This is a genomic window from Gulosibacter sediminis, assembly GCF_014904065.1.
Classification (GTDB): Bacteria; Actinomycetota; Actinomycetes; order Actinomycetales; family Microbacteriaceae; genus Gulosibacter; species Gulosibacter sediminis.
Genome location: NZ_JACXJG010000010.1, coordinates 67714 through 90215 on the forward strand (window position 1 = coordinate 67714; position 22502 = coordinate 90215).

Consider the following 22502-nt stretch of genomic DNA (forward strand, 5'->3'; position numbering starts at 1 on the left):
CCATGCGGTCGATCTACAAATCCCCCGAGGAGCTACGCCTCATGGTGCCCGCCGGCCTGCTCACCTCGCAGGCGCTGGATGCGGTCGAGGCGGCCATCCGGCCCGGCATTTCGACCCTTGAACTCGACGCCATCGCCGAGCGCGTGATTCTCGACGGCGGTGGCGAGTCGAACTTCCAACTCGTAGAGGATTACGCCCACACCGTCTGCGCGTCGGTGAACGACGTGGTCGTGCACGGGATCCCAAACGAGACGCCGCTGCAACCCGGCGACATCGTGTCGATCGACTGCGGCGCCCAGCTCAACGGCTGGAACGGCGACTCGGCCCGCACGTTCATCGTGCAGGGTGAGCCGCAGCGCGAGAACGCCGAGCAGTGGCTGCTGGATGCGCACCGCACGAGCGCCGCGGCGCAGGCCGCCATGTGGGCCGGCATCGCCGCGGTCGCGTCTGCTCGCCACCTCAACGACGTCGGCGGCGCCATCGAGGACGAGATTGATATGCACCTCGACGAGGGCCCGCTCGGNAACCTTGAGGGCTACACCGGCCACGGCATCGGCCGCGACATGCACGAGGAGCCGACGGTCTTCAACTACCGCGTGCGCCGCCGCGGACCCGTCGTCAAGGCCGGTCTCGCGATCTGCATCGAGCCCATGCTTACCGCCGGCATCCCCGACGTGCGCACCGACCCCGACCACTGGGCCGTGCGCGCCATCGACGGCACTCCGAGCGCCCACTGGGAGCACACCGTGCTTCGCCATAAAGAAGGTATCTGGGTCTCCACCGCCGCCGACGGTGGGGCTGCGGGTCTGGCGCCGCTTGGGGTCGTTCCCGTTCCTGTGCCGTAGCGCAAAAGCGCCCCAGCGCATCCCGAGTACCGCTCTCGATGTGACGAGCGGTGTGACCCTGATGGGCTCTGTGGATGCGCTGGGGTGCTGGGGTGCGTTGGCCCGTTCGTCGGCAGACCGCACCCTCAGAAGGGTGGCGGATCGTGCACCTCGACAAAGCGGGGCCCCGGCGGTTCGGGTGAAACGTGAATGGTGCGCCCCACGGGTGTGATCCAGGCCAGTTCTCCGCCGCCGAGGTTGACAACCTGCCAAGGCTGCACGTGCTTCTGTGTGTGGTGCGCCCGGCAGAGATGCCCGAGATTGCCCGGGTGCGTCTTGCCGCCGTTCTGCCACGCGACCGTGTGGTCGAGCTCGCTGCGGTGCGCCGGTCGGCGACAACCTGGGAAGCGGCAGACGACGTCGCGGGCCCGGAGATACCGGCGCAGCGAGGCGGTCGGCGCGTAGGTGTCGGCGGTGATCACGTGCCCTGTGATGGGGTGCGTGAGGATGCGCTCGAGCTCGCCGTCGGCCGCCCACTGCCGGGCCTCGTCGGCGCTCATGGGCTGGATGCCGTTGAGCATCGCCACCCCGGCGCTGGTGTCGGAGCCACCCGCCTGAGCGAAGTCCTCGGCGAACTTTGGGTCACGTAGTGCGAGCACCGGCGTGACGATGCTGACCGTGGCCTTGACGCGGGCGGCGCCCTCGGCAGGGCCCTCGAGGATCGTCTGTGCTGTTGCCGTGAGCAGGGTGTCGGAGAGGGCATCGGCGCGGTGCTGGTCGCGCGTGCGCAGATCGGCCTCGAACTCGGGCTCGTCCCGACGGTCCTTACCCTCCTGCTTGGCCGCGTCGATCATCGCCTCGGCGTCGCGCGACAGACGCTCGTCGATGGCGGCCGCGATGACAGACGGGATAAAGGCAGTGAGGTAGGCCATGCCAAAGTCGTCGTGGTTGACGATGACGCGGCGCTGTTCGAATGCCTGCTTGTGGGCCTCCTCGAACTCCTCGCTCGCGAGCTTCGCCGCGAGCTTCTTGGCGTAGGTCTCGGTCTGAGGCACCGTGTGGGCCTTGGCGTACCGAAGCACGCCGTTGCCGTAGGCGTCGTAGTGGTGCGCCGGAACAGGGGAGTGGTACCGCAGCATCGCGCCCACGTGCCCCGCCTGCACCGACGCCTCGGCGAGCGCGTCGTGCCAGTACGGGAACTTCGTGAACAGGTTGTGCGCGTTGCGCGCGCGGTTCATCAGCGCGTTGTCGGTGAGCTGCGAGTCGCACGCGAACTCGCCCGCGACCGAGCGCAGATGCCACTGGAACGTCTCGGCGCGCTTCGTGGCCGAAACTGCCGGCCCGCAATCGCGCGCGGTATAGGTCTCGGCAGTGTTGTAGATGGTGGCGTAGGTGCGGAAGTCGGAGGCATCGACCGCGGCACGCGCGCGCAGGTCGGCGTGGAACTGCTCGAGCGCGAGGCGCAGCGACTCGTCGGCGTGGTCATCGTCGAACTCGGGTTCCGTGTTGGTCATTGTGCCTCGCCTCCTCTATCGCTTTTGCTGGGTCGCGTTACCGGTACTAGGAGTGGACCATGAGCCTCCGACATTTCCTCCGCGCCGCCGACGGCAGCTCGTCCACCTGCACCAAGAACACCACGACCCTCCGACATGCCCAAGGGCGCGCGCCCGAAACCCACCGCCAGCGATGAGTGTGTTCTGCACGCAAGGCTGTTAGGCTCGGGCTGTCTGAGTTCCGTGGGATCTGAACGGAACTCCCCCTTGCATTTCGCGAGCGCGCCAGCCTATAGTTGAAAGTCGGCTTGTCGTGCCTGCTTTGGCATGTCTGCGAGAAGTCGATTTCCGCATGACCGGCATGCGGCGAACTACAGCAAGCGACAGTGAGGCTATGGCCAAAAAAGACGGCGTCATCGAGATCGAGGGCACGGTCATCGAAGCATTGCCGAACGCAATGTTCCGTGTCGAACTTTCCAATGGACACAAGGTCCTCGCACACATCTCCGGCAAGATGCGGCAGCACTACATCCGCATCCTTCCCGAAGACCGAGTGATCGTAGAGCTCAGCCCCTACGACCTCACGCGTGGCCGAATCGTCTACCGCTACAAGTAGCTTGCAGTTCGTTTCGGCCGGATAAGGAACGGCTGGCGCACCCGCGTCAGCACGAGGCCAGCGAAGAAAGAAGAACACTCATGAAGGTCAAGCCTTCGGTTAAGAAGATGTGCGACAAGTGCCGCGTGATCCGTCGTCACGGCCGCGTCATGGTCATCTGCGACAACCCGCGTCACAAGCAGCGCCAGGGCTAGTTGCGGTTGGCGGGCCCCGCGCCCGACGCGCATCTGCCGCCTCGGCGGCGCACAACTCAATATTGCAATCGCAGCGGTAAGAGCCGATCGCACCAAGGTCGGGGACACCTCCGGGCACGAGGCCGGGGCCCAACTGCTGCACCACACCTCTCACCATCTAGGAGCACACTCCAATGGCACGTCTAGCAGGCGTTGACCTCCCGCGCGAAAAGCGCGTCGAGGTTGCACTCACCTACATTTACGGCATCGGCCGCACCCGCGCCCTCGAGGCGATCGAGGCTACCGGCGTCGACGGCAACACCCGAGTCAAGGACCTCAGCGACGAGCAGCTCGTTGCCCTCCGCGACCACATCGAAGGCACCTACCAGGTTGAAGGTGACCTTCGCCGTGAGGTCGCAGCCGACATCCGCCGCAAGGTCGAAATCGGTAGCTACCAGGGCATCCGCCACCGTCGCGGTCTTCCCGTGCACGGTCAGCGCACCAAGACCAACGCGCGTTCGCGTAAGGGCCCGAAGCGCACCGTCGCCGGTAAGAAGAAGGCGAAGTAACCCATCCGCATTGCGGATGTGAGTGAACCGAATTTCGTAGGAGAGAAGAATTGGCTACCCCCAAGACCGCCGCGCGCAAGCCGCGCCGCAAGAGCAACAAGAACGTCGCCGTCGGCCAGGCGCACATCAAGTCGACGTTCAACAACACGATCGTTTCGATCACTGACACCACCGGTGCTGTGATCAGCTGGGCCTCGTCGGGCGCTGTTGGCTACAAGGGTTCGCGTAAGTCGACCCCGTTCGCCGCGCAGCTCGCCGCGGAGTCGGCTGCTCGCCAGGCGCAGGAGCACGGCATGAAGAAGGTTGACGTCTTCGTGAAGGGCCCCGGTTCGGGTCGCGAGACCGCCATCCGTTCGCTGCAGGCCGCGGGCCTCGAGGTCGGTTCGATCACCGACGTCACCCCGCAGGCGCACAACGGTGCTCGTCCGCCGAAGCGTCGTCGCGTCTAACGCCCCCAGTCGCCCGGCCCTCACCTCGAGGGTTGGGCGACTTTCCGGCACCCGCCGGACCGCCTGTCTTTCGCACCACTACCTACCTCACGTGAGATCGCCCCTCACGCACACGCCAAGCGTCATATAGCGGACGCTTTGCCGAAAGGAACCACACAGTGCTCATTGCACAGCGCCCCACCCTCACCGAGGAGCACGTCTCCGAGTACCGTTCGCGCTTCGTCATCGAGCCGCTCGAGCCTGGCTTCGGCTACACGCTCGGCAACTCGCTGCGTCGCACCCTGCTCAGCTCGATCCCCGGCGCGGCCGTTACGAGCATTCGTCTCGACAACGTGCAGCACGAGTTCACGACCATTTCGGGCGTGAAAGAGGATGTCACCGAAATCATCCTCAACATCAAGCAGCTCGTTGTTTCGAGCGAGCACGACGAGCCGATCACCGCGTACCTGCGCAAGACCGGCGCCGGTGAAGTGACTGCCGCTGACATCTCCGCCCCCGCCGGTGTGGAGATTCACAACCCGAACCTCGTCATCGCGACGCTGAACGACGACGCGAAGTTCGAGCTTGAGCTGACGGTCGAGCGTGGCCGCGGCTATGTTTCGGCCCAGCAGAACCGTAACGAGTACTCCGAGGCCGGCCAGATTCCGGTCGACTCGATCTACTCGCCGGTGCTCAAGGTCACCTACCGCGTCGAGGCCACCCGTGCGGGTGAGCGCACCGACTTCGACCGCCTCGTGGTCGACGTCGAGACCAAGCAGTCGATGTCGCCGCGCGACGCGGTTGCGTCGGCTGGCGGTACGCTGGTTGAGCTGTTCGGGCTTGCACGCGAGCTCAACGTTGAGGCTGAAGGTATCGAGATCGGCCCCGCGCCGGTTGACCAGGTCATCAACGAAGAACTGTCGATGAGCATTAACGACCTCGACCTGTCGGTTCGTTCGTACAACTGCCTCATGCGCGAGGGCATCACCACGGTGTCGCAGCTCGTTGCGCTGAGCGAGACGCAGCTGATGAACATCCGCAACTTCGGTCAGAAGTCGGTAGATGAGGTGCGCGACAAGCTGTCGAGCATGGGCCTGAGCCTCAAGGATTCGGTGCCCGGTTTCGAAGGCACCCACTTCTACGGTGCTGGCGAAGACAGCGGCGAGTACATCTAAACCGCGCAGACGCGGATACCTAGTTTCAGAAAGAGATCACGAGAATGCCTAAGCCTACAAAGGGTCCTCGCATCGGCGCCGGCCCCACCCACGAGCGCATGATTCTTGGCCAGATGGCCGCGCAGCTGTTCACGCACAAGCGCATCCAGACCACCGAGACCCGCGCGAAGCGCCTCCAGCCCGTCGCCGAGCGCCTCATCACGCAGGCCAAGCGTGGCGACCTGCACAACCGCCGCAAGGTGCTTGAGACGATCACCGACCGCGGTGTCGTGCACGAGCTCTTCACCGAGATCGCGCCGCTCGTCGCGGAGCGCCCGGGCGGCTACACCCGCGTCATCAAGACCGGTTACCGCAAGGGTGACAACGCGCCGATGGCCGTGATTGAGCTCGTACTCGAGCCCGTCACGCCGAAGGTGAAGAACACCGCTGCCGAGACCCCCGTCGCTGAGGCGCCGGTTGTCGAGGACGACGTGGTGACCGAGGACGTTGAGGCCGAGGCCGCCGTCGAGACCGAGGCAGCCGAGGCTGCCGCCGAGGTCGAGCCCGACGAGGCCGCCGCCGAGGCGACCGACGAGGTTGCTGCCGACGACGCTGCCGAGGAAGAAACCAAGTAGTCTCCTCGCACCAAGAGCAAGGCCCCTGCCAATCGGTGGGGGCCTTCCTCGTTTCCTTGCGAGCGCCTCGGCCCGGCAGGCGCAGGGATACGGCAAGATGGTCGCCATGAATGTCCGCGTGCGCTTCGACATCGCCTACGACGGCACGGCCTTCAGCGGCTGGGCCGCGCAGCCCGAGCTGCGCACCGTGCAGGGCACGCTCGAGGATGCGCTGCGCATCCTGTACCGACCGCTGCCCGACAGCGGCCCGCTGCTCACGGTCGCTGGACGAACGGATGCTGGCGTCCATGCCACCGGCCAGGTCGCGCACCTCGACCTCGACGACGAGGTGTGGGCGTCGACCGTGCGTGGGCGCGCCGACGACGAACCCGCGGCCGCGCTGGTGCGCCGCTGTGCGGGCATTCTCGGAGCCGACTCGGACGTCGTCATCACCGGCGCGCGCGAGGTCGGCCCGGAGTTCGACGCCCGCTTCTCGGCGCTCTGGCGTAGCTACGAATATCGCCTCGCCGACTCAACCTCGGTCGCGAACCCGCTCGAGCGCCACCGCACCACCGTCGTGCGCCGAGCCCTCGACCTCGACGCGATGAACGCATCCGCCGAGGTGCTCGTCGGGCTGCACGACTTCGCGGGCTTCTGCAAGCCGCGCGAGGGCGCGACGACGATTCGCACCCTGCAGGAGTTCCGCTGGGAGGAACTCGAACGGGGCGTCTTTCGCGCGCACGTGCGCGCCGACGCGTTCTGCCACTCGATGGTGCGCTCGCTCGTGGGGATGTGCGCCGCGGTCGGGCAGGGCAGGCTGCCGCTCGCGCGCGTGCCCGAGCTGCTCGAGGTGCGCAGCCGCTCGAACGCGTTCACGGTGCTTGCGGCGAAGGGCCTCACCCTCACCGAGGTGGGCTACCCCGACGACGCCGACCTCGCATCCCGCCAGCTCGCAACCCGCGCGAAGCGGCCAGACAATGTCGTTGAGCTACCACGTCGCGAGGCCTCCAAGCTGTAAGAATCTCGCCAATTTGCTGAAAGCCACTATGCTTAGCCACGCGCCGCACCCGCACGGCGCGCGTCAACTCAACGCAGAGCTGAACCAGTGAGAGCGAGAAAGAATGACCAAGATCGACGAATCGCGCGCCGACGACGCCGCGAATCCGCCCGTCGAATGGGATGAGTCCCAGCTCAACACCCCCGAGGGGTACCCGGTCGCCGGCGCCGACGCCAAGGCGCTCGACCGAGCGCGGAAGTGGACGCCCGGCAAGATCATCACGTGGGTGGCCATTGCGCTGCTCGGTGGCGTGGCCTGGACCATGCTCGCGTTCGTGCGCGGCGAATCGGTCAACGGCATCTGGTTCGTGTTCGCCGCGGTGTGCACCTACCTCATCGCCTACCGCTTCTACGCGAACTACATCGAGAAGCACCTGCTGCGCCCGAACGACCACCGCGCCACCCCGGCCGAGTACATGGCGAACGGCAAGGACTTCGTCGCGACCGACCGCCGCGTGCTGTTCGGCCACCACTTCGCCGCGATCGCCGGCGCCGGCCCGCTCGTCGGCCCCGTGCTCGCCGCGCAGATGGGCTACTTGCCCGGCACGATCTGGATCATCGTCGGCGTCGTGCTCGCGGGCGCGGTACAGGACTACCTCGTGCTCTTCATCTCGACGCGTCGCCGCGGCCGCTCGCTCGGCCAGATGGCGCGGGATGACCTCGGGCGCGTCGGCGGCATCGCCGCAATTCTCGCGACCCTCACGATCATGATCATCATCGTGGCGATCCTCGCGCTCGTCGTCGTGAACTCGCTCGGCGAGAGCCCCTGGGGTGTCTTCTCGGTCGGCATGACAATTCCGATCGCGTTGTTCATGGGCATCTACCTGCGGTATCTGCGCCCTGGCAAGATCCTCGAGGTCTCGGTGATCGGCTTCATCTTGCTGATGGCCGCGATCATCGGCGGCGGCCAGATCGCCGCGACCGAGTGGGGCTCGTCGTTCTTCCTGCTCGACCACACGACCATCGCGTGGGCGATCATCATCTACGGCTTCGTCGCGGCCGTGCTGCCGGTGTGGCTGCTGCTCACGCCCCGCGACTACCTGTCGACGTTCATGAAGATCGGCGTCATCGTTGTGCTCGCGGTGGCGATCGTCATCGTGCGCCCCGAGATCACGGCGCCCGCGTTCAGCGAGTTTGCGAGCCGGTCAGACGGCCCCGTGTTCAGCGGCGCGCTGTTCCCGTTCCTCTTCGTCACCATCGCGTGTGGCGCGCTCTCGGGCTTCCACGCGCTCATCTCGTCGGGCACGACTCCAAAGATGGTGCACAAGGAGCGCCAGACAAAGTTCATCGGTTACGGCGGCATGCTCATGGAGTCGTTCGTCGCGATTATGGCGCTCGTCGCCGCCGTGTCGATCGACCGTGGCCTCTACTTCGCCATGAACGCGTCCGTCGCGGCCACGGGCGGCACGGTCGAGGGCGCGGCGATGTTCGTGAACTCGCTCGGCCTCAACGGCGTGCACGTTGACGGTTCGTTCCTGCAGCAGATGGCCGATGAGGTGGGGGAGGAGTCGATCGTCTCCCGCACGGGTGGTGCGCCAACGCTCGCCATGGGTATCGCGCACATCATGCACAACATCACGCCGGGCCTCATGGGCTTCTGGTACCACTTCGCGATCATGTTTGAGGCGCTGTTCATCCTCACCGCGGTGGACGCTGGTACCCGCGTGGCACGCTTCCAGCTGCAGGAGGCGCTCGGCAACTTCTGGCCGCGCATCAAAGACAACAACTGGCGGCTCGGCGTGTGGTTGACGACCGCCCTCATGGTCGCGGGCTGGGGCTACATCCTGCTGCTCGGCGTCACCGATCCACTCGGCGGCATCAACACGTTCTTCCCGTTGTTTGGTATCGCGAACCAGTTGCTCGCGGCGGTCGCGCTCGCGGTCGTCACGGCGATCCTCGCGAAGCGCGGACGCCGGATGTTCAAGTACCTCTGGATTCCCGGCGTTCCACTCGTGTTCGACCTTGTCGTCACGATGGTCGGCTCCTGGCACAAGATTTTCTCGCCGGTGCGCAACGTCGGTTACTGGGCCAACCACTTCGCCACCCGCGCCGACATCGACACGGCGCTCGCGGCCGATCCGAACGCCGACGTTACGAAGCTCGAGGCCACCGTGCGCAACACCGCGGTGCAGGGCTCGCTCTCGGTACTGTTCGCGATCCTCACGCTCGTCGTTGTTGGCGCGGCCTTCGTGAAGATCATCCAGGCGTGGAAGCACGATGGTCTGCCGACGTCGGAGCCGAAGCCGGTGCCATCGCTGACCTTCGCTCCGGCGGGTATCTCGGCGACCCAACCCGAGAAGGAGCTCATGGAGAAGTGGGCGCAGCTGCCCGAGGACAAGCGCGATCGGACGCTCGAATAATGACCGCGCCCACGCACTCGAACAAGCCAGGGCACATCAGGGCCTGGTTCGCGACCGCGAGCTGGTACCTCAACGGCATGATGGGCGGGCACGCGTACGAGCGGTACGTGAATCACCTGCGCCGGGAGCACCCCGACGCCACGCCGATGACCGAGCGTGAGTTCTGGCGGCAGAAGGCGCGCGACGAGGATGCGAACCCTTCGGCGCGCTGCTGCTAGCGACTCGCGGCAGTGAAAGTCCGGCGGCGGCCCAGATTCGATATGGATCGGGGTCGCCGTTGCCCGTGCCGCGTTCGAGAACTTCTCGTACGCAAGTGCAAGACTGGCCGTACTAAACGCGAGGCAAGGAGCAGTCCATGGTCACAGTGGCGCAGAATCTGGTCGACAACCTTCGAGTGAACGGCGTGCGCCGCGTGTATGGGGTGCCGGGCGACTCGCTCAACGGCTTCACCGATGCGATTCGCAAAGACGAGCAGGTCGAGTGGGTGCACGTGCGCCACGAGGAGGCGGCGGCGTTCGCGGCTGCGGCCGATGCCGAGCTCACCGGCGAGCTGGCGGTCTGTGCCGGCAGCTGTGGCCCGGGCAACCTGCACCTCATCAACGGGCTCTTCGACGCACAGCGCTCGCGCGTGCCCGTGCTCGCGATTGCAGCGCACATCCCGAGCGAGGAAATCGGCTCGAACTACTTCCAAGAGACGCATCCGCAGGAGCTCTTTCGCGAGTGCAGTGTCTACACCGAGCTCGTCTCGTCTGCCGAACAGATGCCCCGCGTGCTCGAGATCGCGATGCGCGCGGCCATCGAGCGGCGCGGCGTCGCCGTCGTCGTGCTGCCCGGTGACGTCGCGCTGCAGCAAGCCAGCCACGAGGGTGAACACGTCGTGCGGGCCGCACAGCCGCGCGTGCTGCCGTCCGAGGCCGAGCTGCAGGAGCTCGCCAAGCTGCTTGCGGGTGCGTCGAGCCCCACCATCCTTGCCGGTGCCGGCGTCGCGGGCGCACACGATGACGTCGTCGAACTCGCCGACGTGCTCGGCGCGCCGATCGTGCACGCGCTGCGCGGCAAGGAGCACATCGAGCACGACAACCCGTTCGACGTCGGCATGACCGGACTGCTCGGCTTCAACTCGGGCTACCGCGCCATGGAAAATTCCGACGTGCTGCTGATGCTCGGCACCGACTTCCCCTATCAGCAGTTCTACCCGAAGGATGCGAAGGTCGCGCAGGTGGATATTCGCGGCGAGCAGCTCGGTCGCCGCACACCCCTCGACCTTGGCCTCGTCGGCGACGTCGGCGACACCGTGCGCGCCCTGCTGCCGTTGCTCAAGCGCAACCGCAAACGGGCGCACCTCAACGACTCGGTGAAGCACTACGAGCGCACGCGCAAGCGCCTCGACGAACTCGCCGTACCGTCTCGCGGCAAGCGGCCCATCCATCCGCAGTACGTCGCCAGCGTGCTCGACGAACTGGCCGACGACGACGCGGTGTTTATCCCTGACGTGGGGTCGCCCGTCGTCTACGCGGCCCGGTACCTGCACCTCGGCGGCGGCCGACGTCTCATCGGCTCGTTCAGCCACGGCTCAATGGCGAACGCGCTGCCTCACGCGATCGGCGCCCAGTCGGCGTTCCCCGACCGCCAGATCGTCGCGCTCGCAGGCGACGGAGGCCTGTCGATGCTCATGGGGGAGCTGCTCACCGTGACGCAGAACCAGCTCCCGGTGAAACTCATCGTGCTGAACAACTCGTCACTCAACTTCGTCGAGCTTGAGATGAAGGCGGCCGGCTTCGTCACGTTCGCGACTGATCTCGAGAACCCGAACTTTGCGAAGGTGGCCGAGGCCGTGGGCATCCGCGGCTGGCGCGTCGAGGAATCAAGGGACGTCGAGTCGACCATCGCCGAGGCCCTCGCGCATCCCGGCCCGGCACTCGTCGACGTCGTGGTTGAGCGCCAGGAGCTCTCGATGCCCCCGGCGATCACGGCCGAGCAGGTGAAGGGCTTCTCGCTCTACGCGATCCGCACCGTGCTCTCGGGTCGTGGCGACGAACTGCTCGATCTCGCGCGGGCGAACTTCCGCCAGCTCTTCTAAGCCGCTGCATCCGCCGCAGACCATTGCGCCGCTGCCACGCCGTGAAGTAACATATTCAGGTTGCCCGCTTACCCGGGCATCGAAGTGGACCCTCAACTGTCGCGTTCACCCGTCATTCGGCGGGCCAACACGACGACCGAGCGGGACTCACGACCATTCCCTTCGAACGAAAGATGCATTGCTATGCGTACTTACACGCCCAAGGCAGGTGAAATCACCCGCGAATGGTTCGTCATTGACGCAACCGACATCGTCCTGGGTCGTCTCGCCTCGCACGCTGCCGCCATCCTGCGCGGTAAGCACAAGGCCATCTTCGCTCCCCACGTCGACACCGGCGACTTCGTCGTCGTCGTGAACGCCGACAAGGTCGCGCTCACGGGTGCGAAGCTGGAGCAGAAGAAGGCCTACCGTCACTCGGGTTACCCGGGTGGCCTCCGCGCCGAGAGCTACACCGAGCTCCTCGAGAAGCGCCCGGAGCGCGCCGTTGAAAAGGCGATCCGGGGCATGCTGCCGAAGAACTCGCTCGGCCGTGACCAGCTCAAGAAGCTCAAGGTGTACGCGGGTCCTGAGCACCCGCACGCTGCACAGCAGCCCAAGCCCTACACCTTTGACCAGGTTGCCCAGTAGCGGCACGAAGAACGAAGGACTGAGATAGTGGCGACCATCGAAGACTCCACCGCGGAGCAGCTCACCAACTTCAGCACCGAGACCCCGGCCTCGGAAGCTGTCGAAACCACCCCGCGCCCCGCACTCACCGTGTCGGGTCAGGCCGTGGGCCGTCGCAAGCAGGCTGTTGCCCGCGTGCGCGTTGTCCCCGGTACCGGCAAGATCACCGTCAATGGCCGCGCCCTTGACGAGTACTTCCCCAACAAGCTGCACCAGCAGCTCATTAACGATCCGTTCACCCTGCTGACGTTGAACGGTGCTTACGACGTAATCGCAAAGATTCACGGCGGCGGACCTTCGGGTCAGGCTGGCGCGCTTCGCCTCGGCATTGCGCGTGCGCTCAACGAGATTGACCGAGAGCACAACCGTCCCGAGCTGAAGAAGGCCGGCTTCCTTACCCGCGACCCGCGAGTCAAGGAACGCAAGAAGGCCGGTCTCAAGAAGGCCCGCAAGGCTCCGCAGTACTCGAAGCGCTAATCGGAAGGGCCAACGTGGGTCGACTTTTTGGAACGGATGGTGTTCGTGGCCTCGCCAACGAACGCCTGACCGTAGAACTCGCAGTCGGCCTGGCTCAATCGGCCGCCGCCGTGCTCGCGCGTGAAGCGCGCGAGCGCGGCGAGCGGCCGGTCGCGGTTCTCGCCCGGGATCCGCGTATCTCCGGCCAGTTCATCAGCGCGGCAGTCGCCGCCGGACTCGCCTCCGCGGGCGTCGATGTCTTCGACGCCGGCGTGATCCCTACGCCCGCAGCGGCGTTCCTGACCGCCGACGTTGACGCCGACTTTGGCGTCATGATCTCGGCGTCTCACAACCCTGCTCCCGACAACGGCATCAAGTTCTTTGCCCGCGGCGGGAGGAAGCTGGCCGACGAACTCGAAGACGAGATCGAGGCCCAGCTTGACGCTGAGCAGCTTCGTCCCACTGGCGACGGGGTCGGCCGCATCGAGCGTTTTGCTGATGCCGAAGATCGCTACACGCTGCACCTGCTCTCGTCGCTGCCGGTCGTCTACGACGACGGCCGCCCGCCGCTCGACGGCATGCGCATCGTCATCGATGGCGCCAACGGCGCAGCCGCGGGCGTTTCGCCCGAGGTGTTCGCCGACGCGGGCGCCGACGTCACCGTCATCGGTGGCGAGCCCGATGGCCTCAACATCAACGAGGGCGTCGGCTCGACGCACCTCGACAAGTTGCGTGAGACCGTCGTGTCGCTCGGCGCCGACCTCGGCGTCGCGCACGATGGCGATGCCGACCGCTGCCTCGCGGTCGACTCGAACGGCGAAGTTATCGACGGCGACCAAATCCTCGCGATCCTCGCCCTGTGGCTCAAGGGCCGCGGGATGCTCAAGGACGACACGCTCGTCGCGACGGTCATGTCGAACCTTGGCCTGCGCATCGCGATGCGCGAGCATGGCATCACCCTCGTCGAAACGAAGGTGGGCGACCGCTACGTGCTCGCCGAGCTCAACCGCCGCGAGCTCACCATCGGTGGCGAGCAGTCGGGACACGTCATCGTCACTCGCCACGCGACCACCGGCGACGGCGTGCTCACCGGCCTGCTGCTCGCCTGCGTTGTCGCATCCGAGGGCAAGCCCCTCAGTGAACTCAAGCAGGTCATGAAGGTCTACCCACAGGTGCTCGTCAACGTGCGCGGCGTGCGCCAGGACGAGTGCACTTCGAACGAGGCCGTCCAGGCCGCGGTCGAGAAAGTGACACTCGCGCTCGGCAACACTGGCCGCGTGCTGCTGCGCCCATCCGGCACCGAGCCGGTCGTGCGCGTGATGGTCGAGGCCGAGACCGACGACGCCGCGCGCCTGCATGCCGACGCGCTCGCCGAAGTCGTGAAAGCCGAGCTCGCGCTCGCGTAATTTTCACGTCAATCGGCCGCGGCCCCAACCAGAATCTGGTCGGGGCCGCAGCCGTTTTTGGAGGGTTCGCGCTGCCGATTAGGCCTCTGCGCGCTGGCCCGAGGCGAGGGCCAGCTCGTTGACCTCGTGGGGCAGTTGGGCCGACTCGGTGACCTCCCCGCCGAGGTAGTCGACCACGTACATGGTCGAGGTGTTCGGGTCGCTGATGTAGACGTAGCCGCGGTCCTGCACGATGGCCGGGTGGCTGGTCTGCCACTCGTCAGGCACGGTCCACTCGTCGGTGACGGCGATCTCGTTGACGAGTTCGCCCGACCCGGGGTCGAAGACGCGCAGGGTGCCGTCGGTGCCAAAGACGAGGGCCTCGCCGTCCTCGCCGCGGGCGAGGCCATGCCAGGTGTAGTGGCTGCCGGTGTCGACGACGTTGATCGACTCGTCGACGGTGTCAATGAGGGCAATCTGGGTCAGGTCGATGCCGCCCTCGGGGTCGGTCTTGTAGTCGCCGAGCACGACGGTCGAATCATCGTCGGCGAACGCGTTGCCGGTGCGGCCGAAGTCGTCGGGCGCGTCGATCTTGTGGAAGTGGTCGCCGTGCGAGAGCAGCACGCCGTCCTCGCAGCCGGCGAGAACAAGGTCGTCGCCGACGGTGGTCTCACCATGGATGCCGGGGCACTCGTCGGATTCGGCGATGACGTTGCCGTCGGTGTCAACGACCTGGGCGCCGTTGCGCTCCGACTCGTTGCCCACCGTCACGAACAGCTGGCCGTCGGCGAGCGGCACGGCGACGCCGTGGTGCGCGTCGGCCGACTCGTAGCTCGCGGTCGGCGTGATGCTGCCGGCGTCAACCTGCTCCTCGAGCGTCGCCGTGGCGAAGATCGTGACCTCGCCGGTGCCGTCGTCGAAGAGTGCGGTCTGGCCGTCGTGGTGCACGACATGACCGGGTGTCTCGGCGCTCGCGACGACGTCGCTGAGCACGGGCTCGGAGACGTACGAGTGGGTGTGGTCGCCGTGTGGCTGGGTGTAGGTGCCGGCGTCGAGCACGGCCCAGCCGCCCGTCGTCGAGACGAACACGTTGCGGTTGTCACCGCCGGGGCTGAGGCGGTTGAAGCCATCGATGGGCAGATCGGCGATGACCTCGAGCGAGTTCGCGTCGACGACCAGGATGCCGCCGTCGTAGGTGAGCGCGAGGCGGGGCTGCGGGCCCGACGACTCCGTCGCCTCGTGTTCGTGTTCGTGACCGTCTTCGTGGTCGTGGTCGGCCTCCGTTGATGTGGTGCTCCCGGGCTGCGAGCCGGCGGCGCAGCCCGTGAGGGCGAGCGCGGCAATCGCGAGGGATGCGGCAGAGGCGAGCAGCGGCGCTCGACGGGACAGGATCGGTGCCATAGAGGCGGGTCCTTCCTAAAGGATCAGCAAATTCGATGCCGCCGGAACGGCACCGCACGAGACTATCTGCTAATAAGAATCGTTATCAAATAGCGAGTCGCTGATATTTTGCGCCCGGTGCGGGGTCGTGACTGGCGCATCCGCTCGGCCCGCGCATCCGCTCGCGACGGTGCCCGCGCATCCGATGCGGTTTTCTACGAGAGATGCGGCGGTAACCGCAGCGATCCTAGAAAACTGCACCCAGGCACCCGCCGCTAGGACTTGCGGAGGAGGACCTTCGAGATCGCGTGGTTCGCAGATTTGCGCAGGATGAGCTTCGCGCGTGAGCGCGTCGGCAGCACGTTCTGCTCGAGGTTCGGCAGGTTGATCGAGTTCCAGATATCGGATGCGGTGGCAACGGCCTCGGTCGGGGAGAGGTCAGCGTACTTGCGGAAGTACGAGGACGGGTTCGCGAATGCGCCGCGCTGCAGTTGCAGAAAGCGGTCGAGGTACCACTTCTCGATGTCGGAGGTGCGCGCATCCACGAAGATCGAGAAGTCAAACATGTCGCTCACCGCGAGCCCGCCGCCGCGCGACGGCGGCTGCAGGACGTTGAGGCCCTCGACGATGAGCACGTCGGGGGCGTTCACGACGATCTCGGCGTCGCGCACGATGTCGTAGACAACGTGCGAGTAGAACGGCGCGCGCACTTCGGGAGCGCCCGACTTCACCTGCGTGACGAAGCGCAGCAGGGCGCGGCGGTCGTACGACTCCGGGAATCCCTTGCGCGACATCAGGCCGCGGCGCTCGAGCTCGGCGTTCGGGTAGAGGAACCCGTCGGTCGTGATGAGCTCGACGCGAGGGGTGTCCTCCCACCGCCGCAGCAGCTCTCGCAGGAGTCGTGCCACCGTCGACTTGCCCACGGCGACCGAGCCCGCGACGCCGATGACGAAGGGCGTGCCGTCGCCGCGGTCGCCGAGAAACGAGTTCTGGGCGCGGCGCAGCTGGCGCGCGTTGTTCACGTGGATGTTCAGCAGCCGGGTGAGCGGCAGATAGACCTCGCGCACCTCATCGATGTCGATCGGGTCGCCGAGGCTGCGCAGGCGCGCGACGTCGTCCTCGTCGATCGTCAGCGGCGTCGACGGGGCGAGCTCGGCCCAGTCGGCGCGATCGATCTCATCGAACGGCGTCGACCACTTCGCGGTGGCCGGGCGCCGTGCGGTGGTGAGCATCAAGCCAGCTTACTGGCAGGTAGGGCAGTGCGGAACGCTTGGCCGTGATGGCCGTATTCCTGGGACAAGCCGCAGAGTAGGCTTAGTAAAGGATGAACCGCGGTGTCGCGGTTCCGCCCGTATCTCACGAGCATCTGGAGGCAGTGGTGTCCGCAACTACCGCGCCGTCGACCGACTCAGCGTCAGGCGGCAAGAACAAGTTCAGCGTCGGAGTCCAGAAGTTCGGCACATTCCTCTCGGGAATGATCATGCCGAACATCCCCGCACTCATCGCGTGGGGTCTGTTCACGGCGTTCTTCATCGAAAAGGGATGGACGCCGAACGCGAGCCTCTCGGAGCTCGTCGGCCCGACCATCCACTACCTGATGCCGCTGCTCATCGCGAACACGGCCGGCCGCATGGTCTACAAGGAGCGCGGTGGCGTCGTCGCCACGGTCGCGACCATGGGCGTCATCGTCGGTAGCGACTACATCGTCAACCAGTTCAATGCCTCGCTGCCCGAGGGCGCGAGCGAGCTCGGCCAGGTGCACATGTTCATCGGAGCGATGATCATGGCGCCGATCGCGGCCTGGCTCATGAAACAGCTCGACAAGCTCTGGGACGGCAAGATCCGCGCCGGCTTCGAGATGCTCGTCAACCTGTTCTCGGCCGGCATCTTCTCGTTCATCATGGCGATCGCAGGCTTCTACTTGCTCGCGCCGGTCGTTAACGGCCTCATGACGGCGCTCGGGAACGCGGTCGGCTGGCTCATCAACAACGGCCTGCTGCCGTTGACGAGCATCTTGATCGAGCCCGCGAAGGTTTTCTTCCTCAACAACGCCATCAACCACGGCGTGCTGACGCCGCTCGGCACGCAGATGGCGTCGGTCGACGGCAAGTCGATCCTGTTCCTGCTCGAGGCGAACCCGGGCCCCGGTCTCGGCATCCTGCTCGCGTTCTCGGTCTTCGGCGTCGGCATGGCCCGGGCCTCGGCACCGGGCGCCGCGATCATCCACTTCCTCGGCGGCATCCACGAGATCTATTTCCCGTACGTGCTCATGAAGCCGGCACTGCTGCTTGCGGTGATCGCGGGTGGCATGAGTGGCGTGTTCACGAACATGATTTTCGACTCGGGCCTGCGGGCGCCCGCGGCGCCGGGCTCGATCATTGCGGTGCTGCTGCAAACCGCGAGTGACAGCTACCTCGGCGTGATCCTGTCGGTTGTCATCTCGGCCACCGTCACCTTCGTCGTCGCCGCGGTGATTCTGCGGGCCTCGCGCAAGCGTGACCTTGAGGCGCTTGAGCGCGGCGAGGACGGCATGAGTGCGGCCGTCGCGAAGACCCAGCGCAACAAGGGCAAGGACTCGGCGGCGCTCTCGAGCCTCGCCGGTCAGGCATCCGCCGGTTCGCTGCGCGACGAGGTCGCCAACCCGAACCGCGAGATCACGAGCGTCGTGTTCGCCTGCGATGCGGGGATGGGCTCGAGCGCGATGGGTGCGAGCGTCATGCGCAAAAAGGTGAAGGATGCGGGCATCACCGGCGTGACCGTGACGAACGCGGCCATCGCGAACCTCGACAGCACGGCCGACCTCATCATCACGCAGGAAGAGCTCACACCCCGCGCGCGCCAGCGCCGCCCCGACGCGATCCACGTGTCCGTCGGCCAGTTCATGAACTCGCCGAAGTACGACGAGGTCGTGGACCTGCTGAAGCAGCGCCAGGATGGCGAGCTCACGGCGGCGACCGCCGAGGCGGCTCCGGCCGANGTCCTCGCCCTACACGCCGAGCGACGGCACGGATGCGCCGGCCCCGGCCGCCGCCCCTGCCGCGGCAACGGCCACCGCGACCGCACCGGCCACCCCGGCGGCCGACCCCGACGTGCTCACGCTCGAGAGCATCACGACGGCGCCGACCGCGACGACGCGTGATGAGGCGATCCGAGAGGCGGGGGAACGACTCGTCGCCCGCGGCTCGGTCACGCCTGACTACGTCGACGCGATGTTCGCCCGCGAGGCCGAGGTCTCGACCTTCATGGGCAGCTTCCTCGCGATCCCGCACGGCACGAACGACGCCAAGCAGGCGGTGCTCGCATCGGGGCTTTCGGTTGCGCGCTACCCGCAGCCGGTTGACTGGGATGGCAACGAGGTGCGCTTCGTGATCGGCATCGCCGGCAAGGACGGCGGGCACCTCGAGATCCTCGCCAAGATCGCCCAGATCTTCGCCGACCAGAGCCAGGTTGACCGCCTGCTCGCGGCGCAGACCGACGAAGAACTCTACGAACTGCTGAGCGGAGTAAACGACTAATGGCCAAGACCGCAGTACATTTCGGCGCCGGCAACATCGGGCGCGGCTTCATCGGCCTCGCCCTGCACGAGGCGGGCTACGACCTCGTGTTCTCGGACGTCAACGCCGAGCTCGTCGACACCCTCAACGCCGCCGATAGCTACGAGGTGCGCGAGGTGGGCGCGAACGCCCGCACCCACACCGTCGACCGCTTCAGCGCCGTGAACTCGGCCTCCGACCCGGCCTCCGCGCAGGCGGCCGTGGCCGGGGCCGAGATCGCGACCTGCGCGGTCGGCGCGGGCGTGCTCAAGTTCATCGCGCCCGTCATTCGCGAGGGCCTGCGCCAGCGGGCGGTGGATGCGCCGAAGCTCGTCGTGCTCGCCTGCGAGAACGCGATCAACGCGACCGACACGCTGCGTGACTTCGTGCTCGAGGGCGCCGAGGAGCTCGCCGACCGCGCGATCTTCGCGAACACCGCCGTCGACCGCATCATTCCGGCGGTGCACGCCGACGGCGTCGACGTCGTGGTCGAGGACTTCAGCGAGTGGGCGATCGAGCGAGGCCCGTTCGACGGCGCCGAGCCGAGCATCCCCGATGCCCATTTCGTCGACGACCTCGCCCCGTACATCCGCCGCAAGCTGTTCACGGTGAACACCGGCCACGCGACGGCCGCGTACTGGGGCTCGCTGCTCGGCGAGGCCTCGATCGCGTCGGCCCTCGCGAACCCGCAGGTGCGCGAGCACGTCGACACGGTGCTCGGCGAGACGAGCGAGCTGCTTATCGCGCAGTTCGGCTTCGGGCACGACGAGCATGCCGCCTACGTCGCGCGTACGATTCAGCGCTTCCAAAACCCCGAGCTGCCCGACACCCCGACGCGCATCGGCCGCCAGCCGCTGCGCAAGCTGAGCCGGCACGAGCGGTTCGTCGAGCCGGCGGTGGACCTCGCGGCGCGCGGCCTCGAACACGGCGGGCTGCTCGCGGCGATCGGCGCGGCGCTGCAGTTCCGCAGCGACGACGACGAGCAGTCGCACGAGCTCGGCGAGCTGCTCGAGACACGCCCGGCCGCCCACCTCGTGCCCGAGGTGATGGGTGTGCAACCAGGCGAGCAGCTTTTCGACGAACTCGTGGCGGTCGTGACCCGCGTGCAGCAGAACTAGCCCGGCCCACGCCCCCGACGCGTGCGCGCGGATGAACGCGCGCGTCGGAGGGATGGGGCAGAATTACCCCTATGTGTGGAATCGTTGGATACGTCGGTGACAAAACCAGTCAGCAGGTCCTCTTGTCGGGTCTGGCCCGACTCGAATACCGCGGCTACGACTCGGCGGGCATCGCCGTGGTCGACGAGCACGGTGCGCTGAACACCCGCAAGCGCGCCGGCAAGCTGCAGACGCTGCTCGATGACCTCGAGCAGACCCCCATGGCAGATGGCCACATCGGCATCGGCCACACCCGCTGGGCCACGCACGGCCCCGCGAACGACAGCAATGCGCACCCGCACCTGTCGGATGGCGGCAAGCTCGCCGTCATTCACAACGGCATCATCGAGAACTTCCACGAGCTGCGCGAAGAGCTCAAGGCCGACGGCGTCGAGTTCCTCTCCGAGACCGACACCGAGGTTGCCGCGCAACTGCTCGGCCGCGAGTACGCGAAGACGGGTGACCTCGTGCAGACGTTCCGCAACGTCGTGCCCCGCCTCGAGGGCGCGTTCACGCTGCTCGCGATTCACGCGAGCCAGCCCGACGTCATCGTCGGCGCGCGCCTCAACTCGCCGCTCGTGATCGGCCTCGGCGACGGCGAGAACTTCCTCGGCTCTGATGTCGCGGCGTTCGTCGAGCACACCGACCGCGCGATCGCGGTGGGCCAGGAACAGATCGTCGTCGTGCGCAAGGAGTCGGTCGAGATCACGACCTTCGACGGCGAGCCCGCGTCGGGCGACGAGTTCGAGGTGAGCTGGGATGCGTCGGCCGCCGACAAGGGCGGTTGGCCGTCGTACATGGCGAAGGAGATCGCCGAGAACCCCGAGGCGATCGAGAAGACNCGACCACGTCAAGCTGCCCGACCTCGAGGGGCTCGGCGCCGACTACTTCCGCGAGATCGACCGCATCCTGCTCATCGCCTGCGGCACCGCGTACTACTCGGGCCTCACCGGCCAGTACGCGCTCGAGCAGTGGACCCGCGTGCCCGTGACGGTCGAACTCGCCCACGAGTTCCGCTACCGCAACCCCGTCGTCACCGAGCGCACCCTCGTTGTGTCGCTCTCGCAGTCGGGCGAGACCATGGACACCCTCATGGCCGTGCGCTACGCCCGCGAGCTCGGCGCGAAGACCATCTCGATCTGCAACACGCAGGGCGCCTCGATTCCGCGCGAGTCCGACTCGGTCGTCTACACCCACGCGGGCCCCGAGGTCGCCGTGGCCTCGACGAAGGCGTTCACGGCGCAGGTCGCTGCCATCTACCTGCTCGGCCTCTATGTCGCCGGCGCGCGCGAGACCCTCTCGAAGGAGGAGGTCGCGGGCCACCTCGAGGAGTTCCGCCAGCTGCCCGAGAAGATGCAGCACGTGCTCGAGCAGCACGACCGCATCCGCGAGCTCGCGAACTGGATGGCTGACACCCGCTCGGTGCTCTTCCTCGGCCGCTCGACGGGCTACCCGATCGCGCTTGAGGGCGCGCTCAAGCTCAAGGAGATCGCCTACATTCACGCCGAGGGCTTCGCCGCCGGCGAGCTGAAGCACGGCCCGATCGCGCTGATCGAGCCCGGCCAGCCGGTGTTCGTCATCGTGCCGAGCCCGCGCCACGACAACACCCTGCACCCGAAGGTCGTCTCGAACATTCAGGAGATCCGCGCCCGCGGCGCCCGCGTGCTCGCGGTGGCCGAAGAGGGCGACGCCGCGGTGCTGCCGTTCGCCGACGAGGTGTTTGCGATGCCGCTGACCGAGCACTTCTTCGAGCCGTTCCTGCGCGTGCTGCCGCTGCAGATCTTCGCGCTTGAGCTCTCGACCGCGAAGGGCCTCGACGTCGACCAGCCGCGCAACCTCGCCAAGTCGGTCACCGTCGAATAGCGGCGCCCGCATGTCGCTGATTTTCGGAATTGGCGTCGACACCGTCGAGCACGTTCGCGTCGAGCGCGCGCTGGGCGTGCCGCGCTTCGCCGAACGCATCTTTGCCGAGGCCGAACTCGCGCTGCCGCTCACGAGCATTTCCGCTCGCTGGGCGGCGCGCGAGGCGGCGGTGAAGGCGCTCGGCGGCTTGCACGGACTCACCCTGCGCGAACTCGAGGTGCGGCGGACGCACCTTGGCGCGCCCTCGTTCGTCGGCGGCGACAAGCTTGACGGTGTCCTCGCTCGTCTCGGGGTGGGGCGCCTCCACCTCTCTATCTCGCACGATCGCGACGTGTCGACGGCTTTTGTCGTCGCGGAAGGAGCAGCGTCGTGACCCAGCGCGCCCCGGCCCCGCGTATCCACGTCGACCTCGACGCGGTGCGCCATAACCTGCAGGCCTTTTCTCACGCGGTGCAGGTGCCCGTGATTGCCATCGTCAAGGCAAACGCGTACGGGCACGGCATGGTCGAGGTCGGCCGCGCTGCGCTCGCGGCAGGGGCGAGCGCGCTCGGCGTCGCCGACGTCGACGAAGCGCTCGCGCTGCGCGCCGCCGGCATCACGGCGCCCGTCATCGCGTGGCTCGACACCCCGAGCATCGACTTCGGGGCGGCCGTCGAGGCCGGCGTCGAGCTNGGTTCTCGAGCCCGCAGCACCTC

At 66.9% G+C, this 22502-nt stretch carries 21 protein-coding genes and 2 pseudogenes; 20 read left to right on the plus strand and 3 right to left on the minus strand.

All coding sequences use genetic code 11. The features are described from left to right. The first annotated feature begins 2 nt into the window (after positions 1 to 2). Positions 3 to 845: a type I methionyl aminopeptidase gene (map, locus tag ID132_RS05980; RefSeq protein WP_125107006.1), complete on the plus strand. Its 843-nt coding sequence runs from the start codon at positions 3 to 5 to the stop codon at positions 843 to 845. Between the two features lie 125 nt (positions 846 to 970). On the opposite strand, the gene ID132_RS05985 is transcribed toward map, so the two are convergent. Then, a complete protein-coding gene (locus ID132_RS05985) occupies positions 971 to 2338 on the minus strand; it encodes an HNH endonuclease signature motif containing protein (protein WP_125107007.1) in 1368 nt (455 codons plus the stop codon). A gap of 373 nt (positions 2339 to 2711) precedes the next feature. Here ID132_RS05985 and infA point away from each other — a divergent pair, with 373 nt between their 5' ends. The 13 genes from infA to glmM all read left to right on the plus strand — a co-directional run bounded on the left by infA (position 2712) and on the right by glmM (position 13895). Beyond that, on the plus strand, positions 2712 to 2933 hold the full coding sequence (gene infA / locus ID132_RS05990) for a translation initiation factor IF-1 (RefSeq protein ID WP_019619037.1): 222 nt from the start codon (positions 2712 to 2714) through the stop codon (positions 2931 to 2933). An 80-nt stretch (positions 2934 to 3013) separates the two neighbouring features. After that, positions 3014 to 3127, plus strand: coding sequence for a 50S ribosomal protein L36 (gene rpmJ, locus ID132_RS05995; protein ID WP_019619036.1), 114 nt, complete (start codon positions 3014 to 3016; stop codon positions 3125 to 3127). Positions 3128 to 3300: 173 nt separating this feature from the next. Continuing rightward, positions 3301 to 3675, plus strand: a complete 375-nt coding sequence (gene rpsM / locus ID132_RS06000) for a 30S ribosomal protein S13 (RefSeq protein WP_125107008.1) — start codon at positions 3301 to 3303, stop codon at positions 3673 to 3675. Between the two features lie 50 nt (positions 3676 to 3725). Next, positions 3726 to 4124, plus strand: coding sequence for a 30S ribosomal protein S11 (gene rpsK, locus ID132_RS06005; RefSeq protein ID WP_125107009.1), 399 nt, complete (start codon positions 3726 to 3728; stop codon positions 4122 to 4124). Between the two features lie 158 nt (positions 4125 to 4282). Then, the gene (locus ID132_RS06010; protein ID WP_125107010.1) at positions 4283 to 5278 is read left to right on the plus strand and encodes a DNA-directed RNA polymerase subunit alpha; all 996 of its coding nucleotides are present in this window, start codon (positions 4283 to 4285) and stop codon (positions 5276 to 5278) included. 44 nt (positions 5279 to 5322) lie between these two features. Next, a complete protein-coding gene (rplQ, locus tag ID132_RS06015; RefSeq protein WP_125107011.1) occupies positions 5323 to 5892 on the plus strand; it encodes a 50S ribosomal protein L17 in 570 nt (189 codons plus the stop codon). 106 nt (positions 5893 to 5998) lie between these two features. Then, entirely contained in the window at positions 5999 to 6889 is an 891-nt protein-coding gene (gene truA / locus ID132_RS06020) for a tRNA pseudouridine(38-40) synthase TruA (protein ID WP_193128174.1), read from the plus strand. Positions 6890 to 6992: 103 nt separating this feature from the next. Then, complete coding sequence (locus tag ID132_RS06025) at positions 6993 to 9287, plus strand: carbon starvation CstA family protein (RefSeq protein ID WP_125107013.1); 2295 nt, start codon at positions 6993 to 6995, stop codon at positions 9285 to 9287. After that, complete coding sequence (locus ID132_RS06030; RefSeq protein ID WP_125107014.1) at positions 9287 to 9505, plus strand: YbdD/YjiX family protein; 219 nt, start codon at positions 9287 to 9289, stop codon at positions 9503 to 9505. The genes ID132_RS06025 and ID132_RS06030 overlap by 1 nt, the downstream gene beginning before the upstream one ends. A gap of 137 nt (positions 9506 to 9642) precedes the next feature. Then, positions 9643 to 11367, plus strand: coding sequence for a ubiquinone-dependent pyruvate dehydrogenase (gene poxB, locus ID132_RS06035; RefSeq protein ID WP_125107015.1), 1725 nt, complete (start codon positions 9643 to 9645; stop codon positions 11365 to 11367). 183 nt (positions 11368 to 11550) lie between these two features. Next, the gene (rplM, locus tag ID132_RS06040) at positions 11551 to 11994 is read left to right on the plus strand and encodes a 50S ribosomal protein L13 (RefSeq protein WP_125107016.1); all 444 of its coding nucleotides are present in this window, start codon (positions 11551 to 11553) and stop codon (positions 11992 to 11994) included. A 27-nt stretch (positions 11995 to 12021) separates the two neighbouring features. Further along, entirely contained in the window at positions 12022 to 12510 is a 489-nt protein-coding gene (gene rpsI, locus ID132_RS06045; RefSeq protein ID WP_125107017.1) for a 30S ribosomal protein S9, read from the plus strand. A gap of 14 nt (positions 12511 to 12524) precedes the next feature. After that, positions 12525 to 13895 (plus strand): phosphoglucosamine mutase, encoded by a 1371-nt coding sequence (glmM, locus tag ID132_RS06050; RefSeq protein WP_125107018.1) that lies wholly within the window; start codon positions 12525 to 12527, stop codon positions 13893 to 13895. A 78-nt stretch (positions 13896 to 13973) separates the two neighbouring features. On the opposite strand, the gene ID132_RS06055 is transcribed toward glmM, so the two are convergent. Together ID132_RS06055 and coaA are read right to left on the minus strand one after the other, a co-directional pair. Then, positions 13974 to 15275, minus strand: a complete 1302-nt coding sequence (locus ID132_RS06055) for a hypothetical protein (RefSeq protein WP_193128115.1) — start codon at positions 15273 to 15275, stop codon at positions 13974 to 13976. A gap of 254 nt (positions 15276 to 15529) precedes the next feature. Next, positions 15530 to 16486 carry a type I pantothenate kinase gene (gene coaA, locus ID132_RS06060; protein WP_193128116.1) on the minus strand — a complete coding sequence of 319 codons (957 nt, stop codon included), beginning with the start codon at positions 16484 to 16486 and terminating at the stop codon, positions 15530 to 15532. 248 nt (positions 16487 to 16734) lie between these two features. On the opposite strand from coaA, the gene ID132_RS06065 reads away from it, so the two are divergent. The 6 genes and pseudogenes from ID132_RS06065 to ID132_RS15200 all read left to right on the plus strand — a co-directional run. Next, positions 16735 to 18393, plus strand: a complete 1659-nt coding sequence (locus ID132_RS06065) for a PTS mannitol transporter subunit IICB (RefSeq protein WP_459562451.1) — start codon at positions 16735 to 16737, stop codon at positions 18391 to 18393. Then, positions 18344 to 18769 (plus strand): PTS sugar transporter subunit IIA, encoded by a 426-nt coding sequence (locus tag ID132_RS14745; protein WP_193128118.1) that lies wholly within the window; start codon positions 18344 to 18346, stop codon positions 18767 to 18769. The genes ID132_RS06065 and ID132_RS14745 overlap by 50 nt, the downstream gene beginning before the upstream one ends. Continuing rightward, entirely contained in the window at positions 18769 to 19905 is a 1137-nt protein-coding gene (locus ID132_RS06075) for a mannitol-1-phosphate 5-dehydrogenase (protein WP_193128119.1), read from the plus strand. The genes ID132_RS14745 and ID132_RS06075 overlap by 1 nt, the downstream gene beginning before the upstream one ends. Before the next feature lie 71 nt (positions 19906 to 19976). After that, positions 19977 to 21807 (plus strand): annotated as a pseudogene (gene glmS / locus ID132_RS06080) (glutamine--fructose-6-phosphate transaminase (isomerizing)). 10 nt (positions 21808 to 21817) lie between these two features. Beyond that, complete coding sequence (locus ID132_RS06085) at positions 21818 to 22180, plus strand: holo-ACP synthase (protein ID WP_193128120.1); 363 nt, start codon at positions 21818 to 21820, stop codon at positions 22178 to 22180. After that, positions 22177 to 22464: pseudogene (locus tag ID132_RS15200) on the plus strand (alanine racemase); the annotation flags it as partial. The gene ID132_RS06085 and the pseudogene ID132_RS15200, both read left to right, overlap by 4 nt. Positions 22465 to 22502 lie beyond the last annotated feature (38 nt).